The following is an 18,839-nucleotide window of genomic DNA, read 5'->3' as shown; positions in this document are numbered from 1 at the left end:
ATAAGAATTAATAGTAAGGAATATTGCAAAATATATATAAGTAATTTTTTTGTAATATTCCTTTTATATTTATATGTTAAAATTAGTAAAATAATTAGATAAATAGGGGATGATGATAATATATAAAAGAGTTATTTATTTTGTTATTGAAATATTTTTATTAACTACTTTTTTTCTTGGATGTGGGAGTCTAAGTAATAAAAATGATAAAAGCAAAGTAGATGTTCCAACAGGAATTGAAACAATCACAGAAATTAAGCCATTAGAGGCTAATGTTAATGAAGAAACTTGGATAGGAGTAGATGTTGCAACTCTTAACTATGCATCAGAGGATAGAATAGTTTTTCATGGAAATTTTGGGCTTTTTATTTATGATTTAAATAGCGAAAAAATCATTAGAGGAATTGATGTTAAATCTATAGGTTGTGGTTCTACACAGGGAGATAATGTATGTGTAGTTGCTGTTAACAAGGATGGAAATATAATATCACTTCATCCTTCTAGTAGTGAAGATATGTATATATATAATGTTGAAAAAAACACATTAATAAAGACTAAATATGAAAAGTTAGATGATAAACTTGAAACATTACCAATGGATGAATCATATTATACATACGATGAAGAATATACTTACTCTTATATAAAGCTAATTGATGGAGAAACTAGTTATTTAAAAACTCCTAGATCAAATATGGCTATAGACTTACAGTATATAAAAGATGATAAAGTATATGATATCTTTAAATAGAGCTATATATTTAATAACAATGTTTGGAATATGTAATTTTAGAAGGGCCTAGTAATGACCCTTCTAAAATTTTTATTTAGTATTGAAGGAATAAGTGAAGATGACTTAATAAATACTGTTTATGAAAAAGTATTTAAATATAAATAGAAAAATTAATTAAAAATAACTTTTCAAGAGAAGAAATTAAGCAAGGCATAGATATTTTAATAGAAGAATAAATAGATAAATTTATAATTTATTATTTTTAATTTAAAAAGTGCATTTTAAATAAGGAAATGTTTTGGTGAACTCCTTATAAGAGGATGTAGTAGATTTGTTTTTACACAAATCTTCCTACATCCTCAGTTTTGCTAAATAATTATTTAATTCTTTCATTTTTTCATTTTTTCATTCTTTAATTATATCTAGTTATAGACTTTTTCTTCAAATCCAGCAAAATTTAGAGAAATATTTAAGTTTCCATTTTTACATCTTAATTCATCAATAAATTTCTTTTGATTAGCATCAAGCTTCATTTCAATTATATAATGGATTTCAAAAAGAGAACCAAAGTCTCTAGTTTTAATAGTTTCTATTTTCCATGAATTTGTGTACTTGTCCAGTATTTCATCAAATATTCCATCGTAATTTAAATCTTCAGGAATTGTAATTTTAAGCTTTGAAGTTTTAGTTTTAGGCATAGCAAACTTTGTTGCATCTAATACTATTGTTAAAGCACAAAGAACTATAGTGAATATAAAGGCGTATCCAATATAACCCATACCACAAGTTAATCCAACTGCTAAAGTAAAAAATACATAAGTTATATCCTTTGGATCTCCAGGAGCACTTCTAAAACGAATAATTGAAAATGCTCCAGCTAAACTAAAGGCTCTTGCTACATTATTACCTACTAAAAGAATAATAATAGATATTATAACTGGTAGCATAATTAGTGTTACTGTAAAACTTGGAGCATATCCCTCTCTTTTGTGAGTTCTCATATATGCAAGGCTAATAATTAAACCAAGCACAATTGATGATGTAATAATAATTAAAGCATTTAATAAAGTAAATGATTCCCCATTAGTTGATGTTATTATAGTTTCTAGCATATGCTTCTCCTCCTTATGTCATAAGTTTTATTTAAACAATAACCCATATATTCATTTCCATATTTAGAAAAGTGAGTATTGTATATTTTTAACTCTGAAAGTGTTTTAGTTAACCAAACTGGCATAGCACCTAATATTTTAACTTCCATAAGATAATATCCCTTTGGAAGTATTTCCTTTCCATAGCCTCCCATTTTAAAAGATAAGTTATCACGTCTACTTAATATATTTGAATCAAATGTAATTCTAAAATCCTTATCATTTTTTCCAAATAAAGCCTTTCTGCTATAGCTTATAAATACTTTAGGTGAAACATTATTTTTTTCTAAATAGTATTCTAATTCATCTAAAACTTGATTATTTAAGTAATCAATGGAATCTGGTCTTATTCTAGATTCTAAAAATATTTCAGCTTCTTTTAAAGTTAGGGTTGCTCTTCTTTTACTTACAATTCCATTAATTTTTTTCTTAAGTTCTAAAAAAACTTTACCATTTTCATCTATAGGAGCTTTATAACTCCTTAACCTAAGTTTTTCCTTATAGTAAGGTTTATTAATTGAATGTCTAATTACTTGATTATCATCAGTATCATAGTAAATACTATAAATATTATAGTTATTTCCATCTTTACAGTATTTATCAGGATTCATATATTTATATAAAATAGGTAGAAGAGATTTATATTGACTTTCATTTAATATGAATTTCTTTTCAAACCTTTTAAATGCTTTTATTGCCATATAATTACCTCCTGTTAATTTTCTTCTTGAGGTAATTATATAAACTCAAGCTTAAATAAATCTTAAATTTATGAAACTTTATTTTAAAAATATATTATTTACATTATAGAAATAGTAAAATAGAGTTAGTGCTTATTTTATTGAACTTAATGTAATCGATATAATAATTATTTGTGGGGGAATACAAATGAAAGAATGCCATTATGAGATAGACGAAGAAAATATATTTGTTAATGATGTATCAAGACAAAATTATTTAAGATTATTAGCAAAACAATATCCAACTATAGCAGAAGCCTCAACAGAAATAATAAATCTTGAAGCAATTTTAAATTTACCAAAGGGGACTGAACATTTTTTAAGTGATATACATGGGGAATATGAACCTTTTATACATGTATTAAAAAATGGATCAGGAGTAGTAAAAAGAAAGATAGAAGATATTTTTGGAAATTCACTTATGGAAAGTGAAAAGAAGAGTCTTGCAACTTTAGTGTATTATCCAGAGCAAAAATTAGAAATTGTATTAAAAGAAGAAAAAAATATTGATGATTGGTACAAGATAACTTTATATAGGTTAATTGAATTATGCAGGTTTGTATCATCAAAATATACAAGGTCAAAGGTAAGAAAAGCTCTACCAAAGGATTTCTCTTATGTTATTGAAGAATTGCTTCATGAACAAGTAAATGAAATAGATAAACAACAATATTATGATAAAATAATTACCACAATTATAGAAATTAATAGAGCAAATGAATTTATTATTGCTTTATCCAAGCTTATTCAAAGACTAGTTATAGATAGGCTTCATATTTTAGGAGATATTTATGATAGGGGGCCTAGACCAGATATAATATTAGACACTCTTATTTATTACCATTCAGTAGATATTCAATGGGGAAACCATGATATCTTATGGATGGGGGCTGCTGCTGGTTCAAGAGTATGCATGGCAAATGTTTTAAGAATTTCAGCAAGATATTCTAATTTAGATATAATCGAGGATATATATGGGATTAACATGTTACCTTTAGCTACCTTTGCCATGAAGTATTATCATGATGATCCTTGCAAGAACTTTATTCCAAAGGAATATGATAATAATTCAGAAATAGAGTTAATAGCTAAGATGCATAAAGCCATAACTATAATTCAATTTAAGCTTGAATATGAAGTTATAAGCAGAAATCCAGAGTTTAATATGGAACATAGATTGTTATTAAATAAAATAGATTTTGAAAAAGGGACTATTAAGATAAAAGATAAACTATATAATCTTAATGATAAAAGTTTTCCAACTATAGATAGAAATAATCCATTTAAACTTACTAGAGATGAGGAGATGTTAATTGAAAAAATTGAGTCCTCTTTTCTTAATAGTGAAAAGCTACAAAGGCATGCAGCTTTCTTATTTGAAAAGGGAACTATATACTTAAAATATAATGATAGTTTGTTATTTCATGGATGTATACCATTAAATTCTGATAAGTCTTTTGCCAGTATGAAAATACAAGGAAAGTATTACAAGGGCAAGGATCTTTTAGATAAATTTGAGATATTAGTAAGAGAAGGATACTTTAGCAAAAGAGATACTAAAGAAAAGGAATATGGAATGGATATAATGTGGTATCTTTGGACTGGATCTAAATCATCACTTTTTGGTAAGGAAGAAATGACAACTTTTGAGAGATATTTTATAGATGATAAGAATACTCATATAGAGCATAAGAATGCTTATTATAAATGGAGAGATGAGGAAGAAGTATGTAATAATATTTTAAGGGAATTTGGCATTGAATCAAAGGAAGGCAGAATAATAAATGGACATGTTCCTGTGAAAAATAAAAATGGAGAAAGTCCAATTAAAGCTAATGGCAAGCTAATAGTAATAGATGGTGGATTTTCAAAAGCATATAGAAGTCATACAGGAATAGCAGGATACACTTTAATATATAATTCTTATGGATTACAGTTAGTAGCTCACGAGCCCTTTGATTCCACAGAAGAAGCTATTGTAAAAGAAAAGGATATATTATCTACAACTTTGGTAGTTGAGAAAAAGTTAGAAAGAAAGAGAGTAGTAGATACAGATATTGGACTAGATTTAAAAAATCAAATAAAGGATTTAAAAATGCTTCTTACAGCTTACAGAAAAGGATTAATTAAATAATTTAATAGATATTATATGAATTTATTTAGGATATCAAAAATGATATCCTATTATTTTTATTTTTTAATTTTTTTATGAAACTTAATGATTAGATTGTACGTCTAACATATGAAAAGATTAGTGCACTAATAATATGAAGGGAATAAGGAAGGGATATGGAAGTTGTTAGAAAGGTAAATGAAATTGGCTTTGGAATTGAAAAAGATATAAGAAAAGCTATCAAAGGAGATAGACAAGCTTTTACAAAAGTTATGAATTTAAATATAGATTATTTATACAAAATAGCTTTTATGCATTTGAAAAATGAAGAAAAAGCTTTAGAAGCTATACAAGAATGTTCTTATAGAGCTTTTCTAAATATAAAAAAAATAAATAATCCTCAATATTTTAAGAGTTGGATAACAAGAATATTGATAAATATTTGTATTGATGAAATTAGAAAAGACAAAAAAGTAATAGAGCTTAATTTAGATATTGAAAAAATCAATGAAGAAAGTGAAATTACTATTGAAGAAAAATTAGATTTATATAATGCAATTGATAAATTAAGTGTAGAATATAAAACTGTTGTTATACTAAAATATTTTAATGATTTATCACTTGAGGAGATTGGAGAAATAACTAATGTACCAATTAATACAGTAAAAACTCGTCTAAGTAGGGCTAGAAAGAAGCTTAAAAATTTATTGAAGGAGGAAGCATAATGTATAAAAAATCTTATGATAATATAAATATTCCAAGTAATATCTCATTATATGTAGAGGCGGGAATTAGAAAAGCTGAAAAAGAGAAAAAACTAAAAAAGAGAAAACTTATTATTAGTGTAGCTACATTAACACTAACTTTTCTAATAATTGGAGTAGCAAATTCAAATGTGATAGCAGAAGAAATACCTATATTAAGAGATATATTTAAAATATTAGAAAATAGCAATCTACAGGAAGCTCCTAAAAATAATTATTCTGATTATTCTAAAGAAGTAGGGATAACAAAAGAAAGTAATGGGATTAAAATAACAGTTCAAGAAGCAGTTTATGATGGAACCTCTATACTTGTATCTTATATAATTGAAAATACAGAAGGATTTCCATATAAAACTTATTCTTATCCACAAGATTATGTAGTTTTAGAAGATAATATTGTAGTTGGAGGAGAAAATTATGTTAAAGAGCCAATTACATGGATATATTTAGAAGCAGACGTTAGATTTAGTTTTAATCAAAATAATCAATTATTAATGTCAAGACATGCTCCTGAAGGAATGATGATAGATGATAATACATTTATAGGAATTCAAAGATATGAATTAAGTAATACTGATGATAAAGGAGAAATAGTAGAACCTATTCCAGATAATTTTGATTTAAATATTAATATTAATGCTATATATTTACCTCCAGAAATACAAAAATTTGATGAAAGTATACTTGAAAAGGACTATAGATATTTTGTAGAAGGAAACTGGAATTTTTCAATACCCTTAGAATTAGAAAAAAAATTAATCAAAACTTATGAAATCAATGAAGAAAAGGATGGGTTTTTACTAAAAAAAATTACTGAAACTCCATTTACATTAACTTTAGAAGTCATTCCACTAAGAGAAGAAAACCAAAAAGTAGTTAAAGATGAATTGGGAAGAGGTGGAAAGACAATGCAACTGCAATCCTTAGAAGTAATAGGTTCTGATGGAGTCGTTTATGGTAATACTATGCCTGGAGTAAGCTATAGTAATTTTAGTGATAATAATGAAATTGAAGGAACCATGTATTGTACAATAAGTAAACTTAATAAGGATATTGAAAATTATAAAGTTCAAGTAAAAGATTATACAAGAAATAGTAAAGAGGGCAATGATTCTAAAGAAGGACCTAAGATTATTGATTTTGAAGTGAAGGTAAAAAATACATTTGAATAAGTTTATTATGAACAAAAAACAATTGTAAAAATTTAATTATTAAATCTCTGTTCAATTAAATTGACAGAGATTTTTTAGTTTCCTAAATTGTAATTTTAAAGTAATTTAGTAGTAGTAATTTTAATATAGAATTATATTGTTATTACAAAATTTGGTTAAGAAGGTGGATGTATGGGGAAAGGAAGATTAAATAAAAAAATGCTTTTGATTATAATATTTATATTTGTACTTCTATTAGTTGTATTCTTAAGTTTCAAAAATTTATATAAAAAAGATATTTATGAAAATGAAGGCATGAATATGACAGAAGAAGAAAAAGAAATTGTAGATAAGGTTATAGCATTAGCAGAATCAAAAATTGGACTTCAATATGTCTGGGGTGGAAAAGGAGAAATAATGACAGAAGAAAGGTTAGATGAACTTATTAGTTACTATGGAGACAGTTATTACCCACTAAGTAGAGAAACTTATATAGGAAGCCAAGCTTTTGATTGCTCTGGATTAACATATTGGGCTTATAGAGAAGTAACAGGAGTAGAAATAGGTTATTCAACCTTTGATCAAGAGGACATTTTACAAGGATATGAAGTTGCTAAAGAAGATTTACAACCAGGGGATTTAGTTTATACTCCAGGACATGTAGTTCTATATAAGGGTAGAGGGAAAATGATTAATGCCTATAATAAATATGCTTACCCTATTGGAGGTGTAAAAGAAGAAAACTTATATTTAAGTGATGACAGTGTAATTTATAGACCTATTGATTATATAAATTCCTTAAATTAATTTTTATATTAGGGAACTTTTTTAGATACCTATTACTCTTAGGTATATAAGGTGGTAGCAAGTTAGGGGGAATATGATTGGAACTAGAAGTGAAAAAGGCTATAAATGGAGATAAAGAAGCCCTTTTATATTTAATACTTAAAGAAAAAGATAATTATTATAAGTTAGCCTATTTCTATATGAAAAATGAACATGATGCTTTAGACATACTTCAAGAAATGATAATAGTAGTATATAAAGAAATTCCAAAGTTGAAAAAGTTAAGTTCATTTTATATATGGAGTAAAAAAATTTTAGTTAATTTATGCAAGAAGGAATTATTTAAGAATAATAGATTTGAGGAAATAGATGAAGGTTTATCATTAGAAGAAGAGGGATTTAAAGAAGCTGAAAATAGAATATATTTAAAGACATTAATAGAAAATTTAAATGAAAATCAAAAAGAGGCAATAAAGCTTAAGTATTATTTAGATTATTCCTATGAAGAAATTGCAAATTTTTTGGAGATTCCCCTAGGAACAGTTAAGTCTAGAATTAATAAAGGACTTAATAAAATAAGAAAAAATATAGGTGGTGATATAAATGATAGACTTAGATAAGGAATTAAAAAATTTAAAAGAAGATAAGTTAAAGGCGCCACTAGAACTTGAAAATTTATTGAAAGAAGCTTTAGAGGGGGCTAAAATAGAAAAAAAGAAAAAGCTTAATTTAAATAATAAATACATTAAGGTTGCAATATTATTTATATCATTTATTCTTATTTTAAATATAAGTACAGTTTCAGCAATGATAAAGAAATTAATAGGATACGATGAATATTTTTCTTATTATAGTTATTTAAAAAAGCTTAATGATAGTGGAGAACTACAAGAGGTAAACAAGAATATAACTTTTAGTAATGGAAAAGAAATAACTATAGAAGCTATAGTTTATGATAATAAATATATTTCTATTTTTATGAAAGGAAATATAAAGTATATAGAAATATTTGTACCTACAGATGAACCACCAATAGAAGATAATGATATAGGGAAAAATTCTAATATGGAAATTCTCCATGGAGAAGCTGCTGGAGTTATAGGTATAGCTGGGCAAAATGATAATAATGGAGATGCTTTAATTTTAGAAAGGTTTAAAATAGGAGAAAACAGAGAAACTTTCACTTTAAGAATTACTGAAGACGGAGAAATTAAAGAAGTAAATATTAATATTGATGAATCTAAAATAGTTAAAGTGAAAAATATAAAGCCTAAGGATAATGAAATAGAAATAGATGGAGTAAAATTTATTGTAAATAATTTAAGGGTTAGTCCACTGGCTATAAACTTAGACTATTCACTTGTTTCAGATGATATTGAAAAAGTTAAAGCTATTCAATTAAACAATGGTGATTTCTTTAGTGAGGGAATATATTTTATGCCTCATATTGAAGGCAGAAATATAGAAAGAATGGGAGTAGTTTCATTTGATGAAAAAGAAGTATTAGATAATGGAATTAGACTAATAGAAAATTTTGTGCTTAATGATTTAGCTATAGATAAGTTTAATAATGTAAAAATAATAATACAAAGAGCAAATTTTAGTGAAAGCTTAAATTTAGATATGAAAAGTAATATAAATGACATTAAGATAAATGATAATCTATTTATTGAAGAATTAAAATATAATGAAAGAAAGAAAACTGTAGATATCGCTTATTGGAGTAAGTATAAGAAGAAATGGTCTTATAAATATTTATATTATGAAATACTCCCTTATGATGGATATTTTTCATATGAACCTTCAGCTCATAAAAGTAATATAAAAGATTATCTAGGTAGTGATTATAGAAAATATGAATTTATGAGAAGGCAGCTATATATTGGAGAAGATAAAAAGTTCTTTATTGTAAATGATAAGGCCTTAGATGTTAGTGAAAAAGATAGAACTATAAAATTAAATATTGATTATTAATAAAAGATATTGACAATATTTGAAAGAAGTTCTATAATCCATAGTAATAAATAAGCATAACTAAGAATTATTTATATAATTCGGAGTATAAGATAATAAAAAGCTATGATAAGAAGAAGTAGTAATTAGAAAGGCTTACAGAAAGTTACCGGTTGATGAGAGGTGCAAGAAAAGCTAATTACGAATACATCTTTGAGCTTCACACCAAATGGTGCTTTGCACCTAGTAGGCTGTGACGTATTCCTTGCACACGTTATAGTGCTAGAGTATTACCTAGTTTAATCTAGAGTACTCGAAAAGGTAGACAATGTGAGTTGTCTATGAACTTAGGTGGTAACACGAAGATTTATCTCTCGTCCTTTGATATAAGGGACGGGAGTTTTTATTTTCCCACAAGTTCTAAATTATTAAAAGGCTTTAATACTTATCCTTATAGAGCTTGCTTATATTAAAAAATATAAGAGGAGTGTAAAAGATATGAAAACAGTAGAGGAACAACTAAAAATTATTAAAAAAGGAGTAGAATTAATAGTTAGTGAAGAAGAACTTAGATTAAAACTTGAGAAATCAATAAAAAATAATAAGCCATTAACTATTAAGCTAGGACTGGACCCAAGTGCACCAGATATACATCTAGGTCATGCTGTTGTTTTAAGAAAAATTAAGCAAATGCAAGATTTAGGGCACAAAGCAGTTATAGTAATAGGTGATTTTACTGGAAAAATTGGAGATCCTACAGGAAAGGCAAAGGGAAGAAAAGCATTAACTGAAGATGAAGTCTTAAAAAATGCTGAAACCTATAAAAATCAAATTTTTAAAGTCTTAGATAAGGATAAAACAGAGGTTAAATTTAATAGTACTTGGCTTTCAAAATTGAATTTTGATGACGTATTAAAGCTAGCAGCAACAACAACTGTAGCTAGAATGTTAGAAAGAGATGATTTTCAAAAAAGATACAATAATAATGTTCCAATAGGAATTCATGAATTCTTTTACCCACTAATGCAAGCTTACGATTCAGTAGCCTTAGAAGCTGATATAGAGCTTGGAGGAACTGATCAAACCTTTAATATATTAATGGGGAGAACCTTACAAAAGACAAGGGGGCAAGAACAACAAATTGCAATGTTTATGCCAATATTAGAAGGTTTAGATGGTATTGAAAAAATGAGTAAAAGTTTAGGAAATTACATTGGAGTTAATGAACCAGCAAATGTGATGTTTAAAAAGGTTATGGAAGTTCCTGATAGCTTAATAATAAAATACTTTGAGCTAGCAACAGATGAACATCCTGATAAAATAGAAGAAATAAAGGAAAGACTTAATAATGGAGAGAATCCTAGGGATATTAAGCTTGAATTAGCAAGAATAATAACTGCTTTATACCATTCAAAAGAAGAATTAGAAGAGGCAATAGATTTCTATAATACAGCCTTTTCAAAAAAAGAAATACCAGATAATATTCCAAATTTAAATTTTAGTGGTAGTACATTAAGAGATATTCTTGATGATTTAATAAAGGAAAACTTTGTTCCTAGTAAAAAGGAATTCAATAGATTATTAGCTCAAGGCGGAATTAAGTTAAATGGTGAAAAAATACAAGATTTAGATATAAATATTAAAAATAATGATGTATTGAAAATAGGAAAGAAAAAGTTTCTTAGACTAATATTTTCAGAAAATAATTAAATAATAAATATAAAAATAAACTTGATTATTTATAAATAAAAAAACTACACTCTTCATATAATTATATGACTATAGGTCAATATAATTATATGAAGAGTGTAGTATAAAAGTTTTATAGTAGTGTTAAAAATTATTACAATATTTATTTAGTAGAAAAACCCTGATTTTCTAAGGAATCTTTAAAAGTAGGATAGTAGTTATTCATATATAAAGCAGATGTTAAAGAACTCCAATTTTTTTCTTTTTCATATCTACCAATTTCTTTTAAATATTCAGCCATTACCTCATCATAAGGATCTATTGAAGCTTCAACAGCTTTTCTATCATATTTATCTAAATGCCTAAAACTATCAAAAGATATTCTTGGCTTTTTATGTGAATTATTAGCAGGATGACCAACTACTAATCCAACTAATGGGAAAGTATATTTTGGAAGTTCTAAAAGCTTAATAACTTCTTCAGGATTTCTTCTTATTCCACCTATTGGAACAACACCAAGTCCAAGGGATTCAGCAGCTATTGTAGCAGCACCTAAAGCTATACCAACATCTACAGAACCAACTCCAATACCTTCTACATATTCATTAATTTTTTGCTCAACATTATTTTTCTTAGCAGCAAGGTATGTTCTATAAAAATCCATTACAAAAACAAGAAATACTGGTGCTTCTGCAACATAACGTTGATTTCCAGTAAGCTCTGCTAATTTCTCTCTTTTAGATTTATCTCTAACTACAATTACAGATGTTTGTTGACCATTTATAGAGTTTGGCATAGCCTGAGCAGATTTTACTATTTCATCAATTATATCATTTGAAACATCTTTATCTAAATATTGTCTTATTGATCTATGATTTTGAATTATTTCTATTGTGTTATTCATTTATATCTCACCTTCATTTTTATATTCTCTTCTTATTAAGGAATTATAGTCTTATTAAGAATGAAAATCAATAGCTTTAAATTTAATTTAATGCAATTTAATTTTAATAATACATTTTATTAAGATATTATAAAAATAGATACTTATAAAAAAAGTACTTCAAATTAGATAATCTAAAATAAAGTACTTTTATATTTTAAGTATCATAACAATAGTAGGTAAACTCATATTTATATAAAGAAAGTTATTAATTAATATGTAGAGGTGCAACATATAATTAAAAAATATGAGAAGTTATTGTATCACTTATTGTGAGATAGCTTTGATCTTTTAGTAAATTTTTTACCATTAGAATGTGAGCCTTTCTTTTTACCATTTTCAATTCCTATTTCTGCTCCAGATTCAGAATACATTTTCCTAAGCTCAGCATTAGATTTAGGACGATCCTTTTGCCTATTCTTATTGTTATCCATATTAAATTACCTCCTATATAAATTATCTCTATTAGTTTTTCCACAAAAAAATAAAAAATAATATATAAATAGAGGCTTTCAAGGTATCTATTTATATATTAGTAAAGAATAATATTTTTTAGAGGTAATAGTAATTAAATGCAAGAAAATGGTATAATGTATGTAAGAAAATAAAAAATAATATTTATTGGAGGATAGTAAGATGTTTAGACCTATTTAACAATTACCTAAGATAGTTTTTATAACCTTTTTAAAAGGTTTATTTGTGGTGTCTTAGGAGGGATTGTTAAATTGAATAAAAGAATAAACATTTATTTATTAAATATTATTATATTTTTGCAAGGATTGATATTTTATGCTCCAATTGCAACTATATATAGAGAAAATAGAGGAGTATCTATATCACAAATATTTTTAATAGAATCTATTTATATGGTATTAATTATATTATTAGAAATTCCTTGGGGAAGGTTTGCTGATAAATTTGGATATAAGAGAACCTTGATATTAGCTAATTTTATCTTTTTTATTTCTAAAATAATTTTTTTCAAAGCAGATTCATTTTTTATGTTTTTTATTGAAAGATTGCTATTAGCTATTTCAATATCAGGTTTATCAGGATGTGACTCTGCCTTATTATTTCTTTCATTAGATGAAAAAGATAATAGTGAAAGAGCTTTTGCAAGATATGATTTCTTTTCAAATTTAGGTTTTCTATTAGGTTCAATCTTATCTACATTTATTATTAATGTATCTATGGATTTGGCAGCATTTTATACAATAATACCTTATGGAGTTGCTTTTTTATTATCTTTTCTCTTAAAAGATGTTAAGGGAAAATCTTTAGAAAGCGTAGGAATAATCAAAAATTTGAAATGCATTTTACAAAAAAGAAATATATTGATATTTGTAATTGCCATAGCCTTAGTAACTGAAGTTGTTCAAAGTATAACTGTATTTTTAAATCAAGGAATATATATAAAAAGTAATATTGATGTAAAATATTTTGGATTAATCTTAGCGGCTATTCAAATTATTAAATTAATATCAATTAAATCATATAAAATAACAAATAAAATTGGACAAAAAACTACTATAAAATTGTTTATTATGGTTATTTTTATAAGTTCTTTTGCTTTGATATTTATTAGAAAAGGTTTTTTAGCCTTTACTGGAATAGCATTAATAGCAACTAGTATGGCTTTTATTGAACCAATATTTATGGATATTAAGAATAAATCTATAGAGACTGTAGATAGAGCAACTTTACTTTCTATTTATTCCATGCTTGGGAGCATAATTTCAGCAGTTATTAATCCAGTAATAGGATTTGCTGCTAATTATTCTTTAGAAGGATCCTTAATAGTCTGTAGTATAATTAGCCTAATTTCAATGATATTTATTGGTGTAAATAAAGACAAATAATAAATTTTTTTGAAATTATCCTTTTGAAATTTTAGAAAAAAATATGTTATAATTTATTTAAGATCAGCGTGTAGTTTGTTTTGCAAGCGTAAGTCCAGTTGCAACAAACTACACACTTTTTCTTTTATCTTAAAGCTTTAAGCTTATTTAAAATATCAAGATACTCTTCTTCTAATAGATTCTTTTTTTCAATATTATTTTCAAAGGATAATAAAGATATAACTTCTGAAAGCTTGTTTTCTAATAGTAATATATTTTCTTTATTTCCTTTTTCATTTTTATCTATCTTAGGTTTAGTTTTAAAGGTTATATATTCATCATAACTGCCATCAAATTGACAAATTTTGTTATTTTCTATTTCTAATATTGAATTACAAATATTAGAAATAAATTTTCTGTCATGAGAAACTATCAATAAAGTTTTATCAGTATTTTTAAGGGCATTTTCAAGAGATTCCATACACTTAATATCTAAATAATTTGTTGGTTCATCAAGGATAATAATATTATTGTCAGAAAGTAATAGCTTACATATAGCCACTCTTACTTTTTCTCCACCGCTAAGAGTAGAAATCTTTTTATATACAGCATCACCTTTAAATCCAAATCCATCAAGATTAATTCTAATAAAGCTTTCTTCATAGGATGAGTTAATCTTTATATTTTCTAATATTGTTTTATCTTGATTTAGTATATTTTGTTCTTGATCAAGAAAACCAATTACAGCATTATTGGATATTTTAATATTTTCATTATCATTTTTAATTAATTCCTTTAAAAGAGTACTTTTACCAGTACCATTTTTCCCTATTAAAGCAACTTTCTTACCTTTTTTTATTTTAAAGTTAGCATTTGATAGTAAGATTTTATCTTTTATTAATAGATTTAAATCTTTAACTTCAATAGGATTTTTAGATGTTAATTCTAAATTTTCTATTACATTTATCTTTATTTGTTTTTCTGTTTTTGGCTTTTCTTTTACATCAAGATGTTCAATTCTGCTATTAATTGCTTTTATGCTATTATCCATATTTTTTTTAGATTTTTGACCTCCCATTTTATGAAGTCTTGCTTCTGAATTTCCCATTCTCTTAGGAGTTCTTTTTATATTATTTCTAAGTTGTTCTTTAACAGTTATTGCTTCTTCAAGTCTTCTTTTTTCATTTATATATTTAGTATATTCTTCTTTGTCATGTTCTTTTTCTAATTCTTTTAACTCTAAATATTTAGTATAGTTTCCTTTATAGACATTTAATTTTCCATCTTCAATTTCAACTATAGTATTACATAAAGCATCAAGAAAATTTCTATCATGAGAAACTAAGATAAAGGAACCAGTATGATTTTTAAACATTTTTTCTAAAGTTTCAATACTATTACTATCTAAATTAGAAGTTGGCTCATCTGCAATTATAAGTTCTTTATTTTCACTTAATGCATTAGAAATTTTAAGCTTGACCTTTTCTCCACCAGAGAGAGAGTCTCTATATTCAGTAGGAGCATTAAATAAGCTATTTATTTTATTTAAAGAGCTATCTTCTTTAGGATTTTCCACTTGGCTAATATAAGAAAAACTTTTAGTTAAGTAGATACTTCCTGAATCAGCTTCCTCTTCACCTATTAGGAGTTTTAAAAGAGTACTTTTACCAGAACCATTTTCACCTACTAAGCCTATTCTATCTCCTTTTTGAATTTCAAGTTTTTTTATATCTAATAATAATCTATCACCATAATATTTTTTTACATTATTTAATAATGCTAATTGCATAAAAAAAATCCCTCCTATTTGGGGAGAGAGTTACAGACATTAAATAAAAGGTAACACAAAGAAACCTATAGTCAATAATCTACTCTCCATAAATTTACGCATAATAAAAAAGCCTAAGGACTATTTTTATATGCACTTAAATTAATTAAAGTAGATTACATTCTCATTGTTGAAATTACCTTTACCTTTCCTTGAGTAAATATTTATTTTGAAGAAATTATATCTTCAAGTATATTATATATAAGATTTTACATTTTAGATAGAGAAATATTGAAAGAATTTAAAATAATATGTAATTTCAGCTTTCCAATTAAAATGATATAATTATTATAATCATATATAAGGAAGTAGAGATTATGAGTAAATTTATAAATAAAGAAATTAATAAATTAAATAAGAAGGAAAATAAAATACTTAATAAGAAGAAAAATAAGCTTATTAAGGATAAAATATCTCCTATATCTGAGAAAATCCAGGGAAAAATTCCAGATAAATTAAAATCAACATTAGAAAGTGCTTTTTATAATGCTTTTAAGGTAGTTATAAAAAATGGTAGTAAGTATATTGAAAAGTTATATAATAAGGAAAAAATAAAATTAGATCATGAGATTAATGATTATTCTTTAAATAAGAGAATGACAAGAAAAAGCTTAAAATTAATTGATTCTCAAGGGAAAAAAAGTAAACTTATTAATTCAACTATTTCAACAGTTGAAGGGGTAGGTTTAGGACTTTTAGGAATCGGAATACCTGACATTCCAGTATTTATATCAATGATATTAAAAACTGTCTATGAAATTGCTTTAAGCTATGGATTTAATTATGAAAAGGAAGAAGAAAAAATTTATATCTTAAATTTAATTAATGTAGCATTAAGTAGCGAAGAAGAAAAACAAATTTATAATGAAAAATTAAATAATATAGAAAATAAAATTATATTAGGATTAGATATAGAAAATATTTTAGATGAAGAAATAAAAGAAACCTCTAAGGTATTGTCAAATAGCTTATTAGTTACTAAATTTATTCAAGGCCTACCTATAGTTGGTGTAATAGGTGGAGTTACTAATTATCAATTTATAAGTAAGGTAAGCAAATATGCAAGAATTAGATATAAGAAGAGATATTTAAAGAAATACTAATATTTTCTAGAAAGGTGACTAAATGAAGAAGACAATAGGGATACTTGCACATGTAGATGCGGGAAAAACAACATTTTCAGAACAATTACTTTATCATACAAATAGTATTAGAAATAGAGGAAGAGTGGATCATAAAAACTCTTTCTTAGATTCTCATAACATAGAGAAGGAAAGAGGAATTACTATATTTTCTGATGAAGCTATTTTTGAAATAGGAGACTCTAAATATTATCTTATTGATACTCCTGGACATATAGATTTTTCTTCAGAGATGGAAAGAGCATTAAGTATTTTGGATTATGCTATTTTAATAGTAAGTGGAGTAGAAGGAATACAAGGACATACAGAAACAATTTGGACTTTACTTAAAAAATATAATGTTCCAACATTCTTTTTTATTAATAAAATGGATAGAATAGGGGCTAATTTAGAAAAAATAATTGAGGAAATAAAAGAGAATTTAACTAGTGATATATGTTATATAGACAATTTAAATGAATTAAATGAGGAAATAATAGAATTTGTTTCAGAAAGAGATGAGATTCTTTTAGAAAGATATTTTAATGGTGATTATAATGAAGAAGATTGGATTATAAGACTAAAAAGTCTTATAAAAGAAAGCAAGGTATTTCCATGCTTATCTGGAAGTGCTCTTCAAGACCAAGGAATTGAAAACTTTTTAAGTATTTTTAATGATTTAACTATCAGTAATTATAATGAAGAAGGTGTATTTTCAGGAAGAATATATAAAATAAAACATGATGATAATGGGACAAGACTTACTTTTATAAAAGCATTAAATGGAAGTTTAAAAGTTAGGGATGAAGTATCCTATGGAAGAGATTCTGAAATAATAGAAAAAATAAGTAGCATAAGAGTATATAATGGAAGTAAATTCACCACTGTAGATAAGGTAGTAGCAGGAGATGTTTTTGCAGTTACTGGGTTAAGTATGGCTAATGCAGGAGAAGGTATTGGAAGCTTAAAAGATGATATAATATTTAATATGGTTCCAACATTAATGTCAAAAGTTATTTTTGATAAAAGTTATAATGTTAAAGATATACTAAGATTTTTTAGAATATTAGAAAGTGAAGACTCAGCGTTAAATGTTATTTGGAATGAAGCTTTACAAGAAATACAGGTTTCTATTATGGGGAAAATTCAATTAGAAGTATTAAAGGAAGTATTGGATGAAAGATTTAATATAAAGATAGATTTTGGACCTTGTGAAATAATGTATAAAGAAACTATAAAAGATGAAGCTTATGGCTATGGCCATTTTGAACCATTAAAGCATTATGCGGAAGTTCATTTAAAATTAGAGCCTAATTCTAGAGGAAAAGGAATTACTTTTGAAAATAAATGTCATGCAGATGATTTAACTACTGGACATCAAAATTTAATTAAAACTCATATATTTGAAAGAAGTCATCATGGACTTTTAACAGGGTCACCAATTACAGATATAAAGTTTACTTTAATAACAGGAAGAGCTCATAATAAGCATACTGAAGGTGGAGATTTTAGAGAGGCTACTTTTAGAGCTATTAGGCAAGGATTAGAAAAAAGTGAAAATGTGCTTTTAGAACCTTACTATAAGTTTAAAATAGATGTTGATTTAAATTATATGGGCAGAGTAATTTCAGATATACAAAGGCTACATGGAAGCTTTAATCCACCTGAGACAAAATTAAATAAAGTCACTATAACAGGTAGAGGACCAGTATCAACTTTTATGGAGTATAGCGAAGAAATTCTTACCTTTACTAAGGGAAAAGGTAGTATAAATTTAATTTTTGATGAGTATGATATTTGCCATAACAAAGAAGAAGTTATAGAAAGACTAGGTTATGATAAAAATGCTGATATAGAATATTCTTCTAGCTCTATTTTTTGTTCAAAGGGACAGGGATTTGTAGTACCTTGGAAAGAAGTAGAGGAATATATTCATTGTGAAATTAAAAAAATATAAAAAGGAGATAGGTGATATATTAAGTGGATTTAATAAATATAAAAATTCACGAATATACCACCTATTTTTATT

The 18,839-nt window shown here is 25.7% G+C and carries 16 protein-coding genes and 1 other annotated feature; of the genes, 11 read left to right on the top strand and 5 right to left on the bottom strand.

Translation table 11 applies throughout. The features are described 5' to 3' along the window. Window positions 1–109 precede the first annotated feature (109 nt). Window positions 110–751: a hypothetical protein gene (locus ACFYH6_RS12430; protein ID WP_416246461.1), complete on the top strand. Its 642-nt coding sequence runs from the start codon at window positions 110–112 to the stop codon at window positions 749–751. A gap of 404 nt (window positions 752–1,155) precedes the next feature. On the opposite strand, the gene ACFYH6_RS12425 is transcribed toward ACFYH6_RS12430, so the two are convergent. Both ACFYH6_RS12425 and ACFYH6_RS12420 read right to left on the bottom strand, forming a co-directional pair. Further along, window positions 1,156–1,845 (bottom strand): DUF4956 domain-containing protein, encoded by a 690-nt coding sequence (locus ACFYH6_RS12425; protein ID WP_416178744.1) that lies wholly within the window; start codon window positions 1,843–1,845, stop codon window positions 1,156–1,158. Then, entirely contained in the window at window positions 1,839–2,585 is a 747-nt protein-coding gene (locus tag ACFYH6_RS12420) for a polyphosphate polymerase domain-containing protein (protein WP_416178743.1), read from the bottom strand. The genes ACFYH6_RS12425 and ACFYH6_RS12420 overlap by 7 nt, the downstream gene beginning before the upstream one ends. Window positions 2,586–2,772: 187 nt before the next feature. Between ACFYH6_RS12420 and ACFYH6_RS12415 the strand changes: the two genes are divergently transcribed. From ACFYH6_RS12415 to tyrS, 7 genes are all read left to right on the top strand, one after another. Next, a complete protein-coding gene (locus ACFYH6_RS12415) occupies window positions 2,773–4,758 on the top strand; it encodes a fructose-1,6-bisphosphatase (RefSeq protein WP_416178742.1) in 1,986 nt (661 codons plus the stop codon). Window positions 4,759–4,913: 155 nt separating this feature from the next. Then, window positions 4,914–5,462, top strand: coding sequence for a sigma-70 family RNA polymerase sigma factor (locus ACFYH6_RS12410; RefSeq protein ID WP_416178741.1), 549 nt, complete (start codon window positions 4,914–4,916; stop codon window positions 5,460–5,462). Then, window positions 5,462–6,673 (top strand): DUF4179 domain-containing protein, encoded by a 1,212-nt coding sequence (locus ACFYH6_RS12405; RefSeq protein WP_416178740.1) that lies wholly within the window; start codon window positions 5,462–5,464, stop codon window positions 6,671–6,673. The genes ACFYH6_RS12410 and ACFYH6_RS12405 overlap by 1 nt, the downstream gene beginning before the upstream one ends. A 171-nt stretch (window positions 6,674–6,844) precedes the next feature. Beyond that, the gene (locus ACFYH6_RS12400; RefSeq protein ID WP_416178739.1) at window positions 6,845–7,459 is read left to right on the top strand and encodes a C40 family peptidase; all 615 of its coding nucleotides are present in this window, start codon (window positions 6,845–6,847) and stop codon (window positions 7,457–7,459) included. A gap of 77 nt (window positions 7,460–7,536) precedes the next feature. Continuing rightward, window positions 7,537–8,058, top strand: coding sequence for an RNA polymerase sigma factor (locus ACFYH6_RS12395; RefSeq protein WP_416178738.1), 522 nt, complete (start codon window positions 7,537–7,539; stop codon window positions 8,056–8,058). Then, on the top strand, window positions 8,042–9,412 hold the full coding sequence (locus ACFYH6_RS12390; RefSeq protein ID WP_416178737.1) for a DUF4179 domain-containing protein: 1,371 nt from the start codon (window positions 8,042–8,044) through the stop codon (window positions 9,410–9,412). Before ACFYH6_RS12395 ends, ACFYH6_RS12390 begins: the two co-directional genes overlap by 17 nt. A gap of 96 nt (window positions 9,413–9,508) precedes the next feature. Next, window positions 9,509–9,776 (top strand) — a binding site (T-box leader). 113 nt (window positions 9,777–9,889) lie between these two features. Further along, a complete protein-coding gene (tyrS, locus tag ACFYH6_RS12385) occupies window positions 9,890–11,101 on the top strand; it encodes a tyrosine--tRNA ligase (protein WP_416178736.1) in 1,212 nt (403 codons plus the stop codon). A 142-nt stretch (window positions 11,102–11,243) separates the two neighbouring features. Here tyrS and ACFYH6_RS12380 read toward each other — a convergent pair whose 3' ends face one another. Both ACFYH6_RS12380 and ACFYH6_RS12375 read right to left on the bottom strand, forming a co-directional pair. Next, complete coding sequence (locus ACFYH6_RS12380; RefSeq protein WP_416178735.1) at window positions 11,244–11,984, bottom strand: NADPH-dependent oxidoreductase; 741 nt, start codon at window positions 11,982–11,984, stop codon at window positions 11,244–11,246. Between the two features lie 302 nt (window positions 11,985–12,286). Next, window positions 12,287–12,457, bottom strand: coding sequence for a hypothetical protein (locus ACFYH6_RS12375; protein WP_316342098.1), 171 nt, complete (start codon window positions 12,455–12,457; stop codon window positions 12,287–12,289). Window positions 12,458–12,748: 291 nt separating this feature from the next. Here ACFYH6_RS12375 and ACFYH6_RS12370 point away from each other — a divergent pair, with 291 nt between their 5' ends. Then, window positions 12,749–13,882: an MFS transporter gene (locus tag ACFYH6_RS12370; protein ID WP_416178734.1), complete on the top strand. Its 1,134-nt coding sequence runs from the start codon at window positions 12,749–12,751 to the stop codon at window positions 13,880–13,882. 124 nt (window positions 13,883–14,006) lie between these two features. On the opposite strand, the gene cplR is transcribed toward ACFYH6_RS12370, so the two are convergent. Continuing rightward, window positions 14,007–15,650: an ABC-F type ribosomal protection protein CplR gene (gene cplR / locus ACFYH6_RS12365; RefSeq protein ID WP_416178733.1), complete on the bottom strand. Its 1,644-nt coding sequence runs from the start codon at window positions 15,648–15,650 to the stop codon at window positions 14,007–14,009. Between the two features lie 356 nt (window positions 15,651–16,006). Between cplR and ACFYH6_RS12360 the strand changes: the two genes are divergently transcribed. Together ACFYH6_RS12360 and ACFYH6_RS12355 are read left to right on the top strand one after the other, a co-directional pair. After that, window positions 16,007–16,792, top strand: coding sequence for an EcsC family protein (locus tag ACFYH6_RS12360; RefSeq protein ID WP_416178732.1), 786 nt, complete (start codon window positions 16,007–16,009; stop codon window positions 16,790–16,792). A 22-nt stretch (window positions 16,793–16,814) separates the two neighbouring features. Beyond that, entirely contained in the window at window positions 16,815–18,767 is a 1,953-nt protein-coding gene (locus ACFYH6_RS12355) for a GTP-binding protein (RefSeq protein WP_416178731.1), read from the top strand. Window positions 18,768–18,839: the final 72 nt, after the last annotated feature.

It is taken from the genome of Clostridium sp. HCS.1 (assembly GCF_047900555.1).
In the GTDB taxonomy this organism is placed as follows: domain Bacteria; phylum Bacillota; class Clostridia; order Clostridiales; family Clostridiaceae; genus Clostridium.
This window is presented reverse-complemented; position numbering and strand designations above follow the sequence as displayed.

What these genes read in the sequence shown, in the direction of transcription:
- ACFYH6_RS12430 (WP_416246461.1), top strand. Translation starts at nt 110, where the DNA reads ATGATGATAATATATAAAAGAGTTATTTATTTTGTTATTGAAATATTT.
- ACFYH6_RS12420 (WP_416178743.1), bottom strand. Translation starts at nt 2,585, where the DNA reads ATGGCAATAAAAGCATTTAAAAGGTTTGAAAAGAAATTCATATTAAAT.
- ACFYH6_RS12390 (WP_416178737.1), top strand. Translation starts at nt 8,042, where the DNA reads ATGATAGACTTAGATAAGGAATTAAAAAATTTAAAAGAAGATAAGTTA.
- ACFYH6_RS12375 (WP_316342098.1), bottom strand. Translation starts at nt 12,457, where the DNA reads ATGGATAACAATAAGAATAGGCAAAAGGATCGTCCTAAATCTAATGCT.
- ACFYH6_RS12355 (WP_416178731.1), top strand. Translation starts at nt 16,815, where the DNA reads ATGAAGAAGACAATAGGGATACTTGCACATGTAGATGCGGGAAAAACA.
- ACFYH6_RS12410 (WP_416178741.1), top strand. Translation starts at nt 4,914, where the DNA reads ATGGAAGTTGTTAGAAAGGTAAATGAAATTGGCTTTGGAATTGAAAAA.
- ACFYH6_RS12415 (WP_416178742.1), top strand. Translation starts at nt 2,773, where the DNA reads ATGAAAGAATGCCATTATGAGATAGACGAAGAAAATATATTTGTTAAT.
- ACFYH6_RS12425 (WP_416178744.1), bottom strand. Translation starts at nt 1,845, where the DNA reads ATGCTAGAAACTATAATAACATCAACTAATGGGGAATCATTTACTTTA.
- ACFYH6_RS12405 (WP_416178740.1), top strand. Translation starts at nt 5,462, where the DNA reads ATGTATAAAAAATCTTATGATAATATAAATATTCCAAGTAATATCTCA.
- ACFYH6_RS12380 (WP_416178735.1), bottom strand. Translation starts at nt 11,984, where the DNA reads ATGAATAACACAATAGAAATAATTCAAAATCATAGATCAATAAGACAA.
- cplR (WP_416178733.1), bottom strand. Translation starts at nt 15,650, where the DNA reads ATGCAATTAGCATTATTAAATAATGTAAAAAAATATTATGGTGATAGA.
- ACFYH6_RS12400 (WP_416178739.1), top strand. Translation starts at nt 6,845, where the DNA reads ATGGGGAAAGGAAGATTAAATAAAAAAATGCTTTTGATTATAATATTT.
- tyrS (WP_416178736.1), top strand. Translation starts at nt 9,890, where the DNA reads ATGAAAACAGTAGAGGAACAACTAAAAATTATTAAAAAAGGAGTAGAA.
- ACFYH6_RS12360 (WP_416178732.1), top strand. Translation starts at nt 16,007, where the DNA reads ATGAGTAAATTTATAAATAAAGAAATTAATAAATTAAATAAGAAGGAA.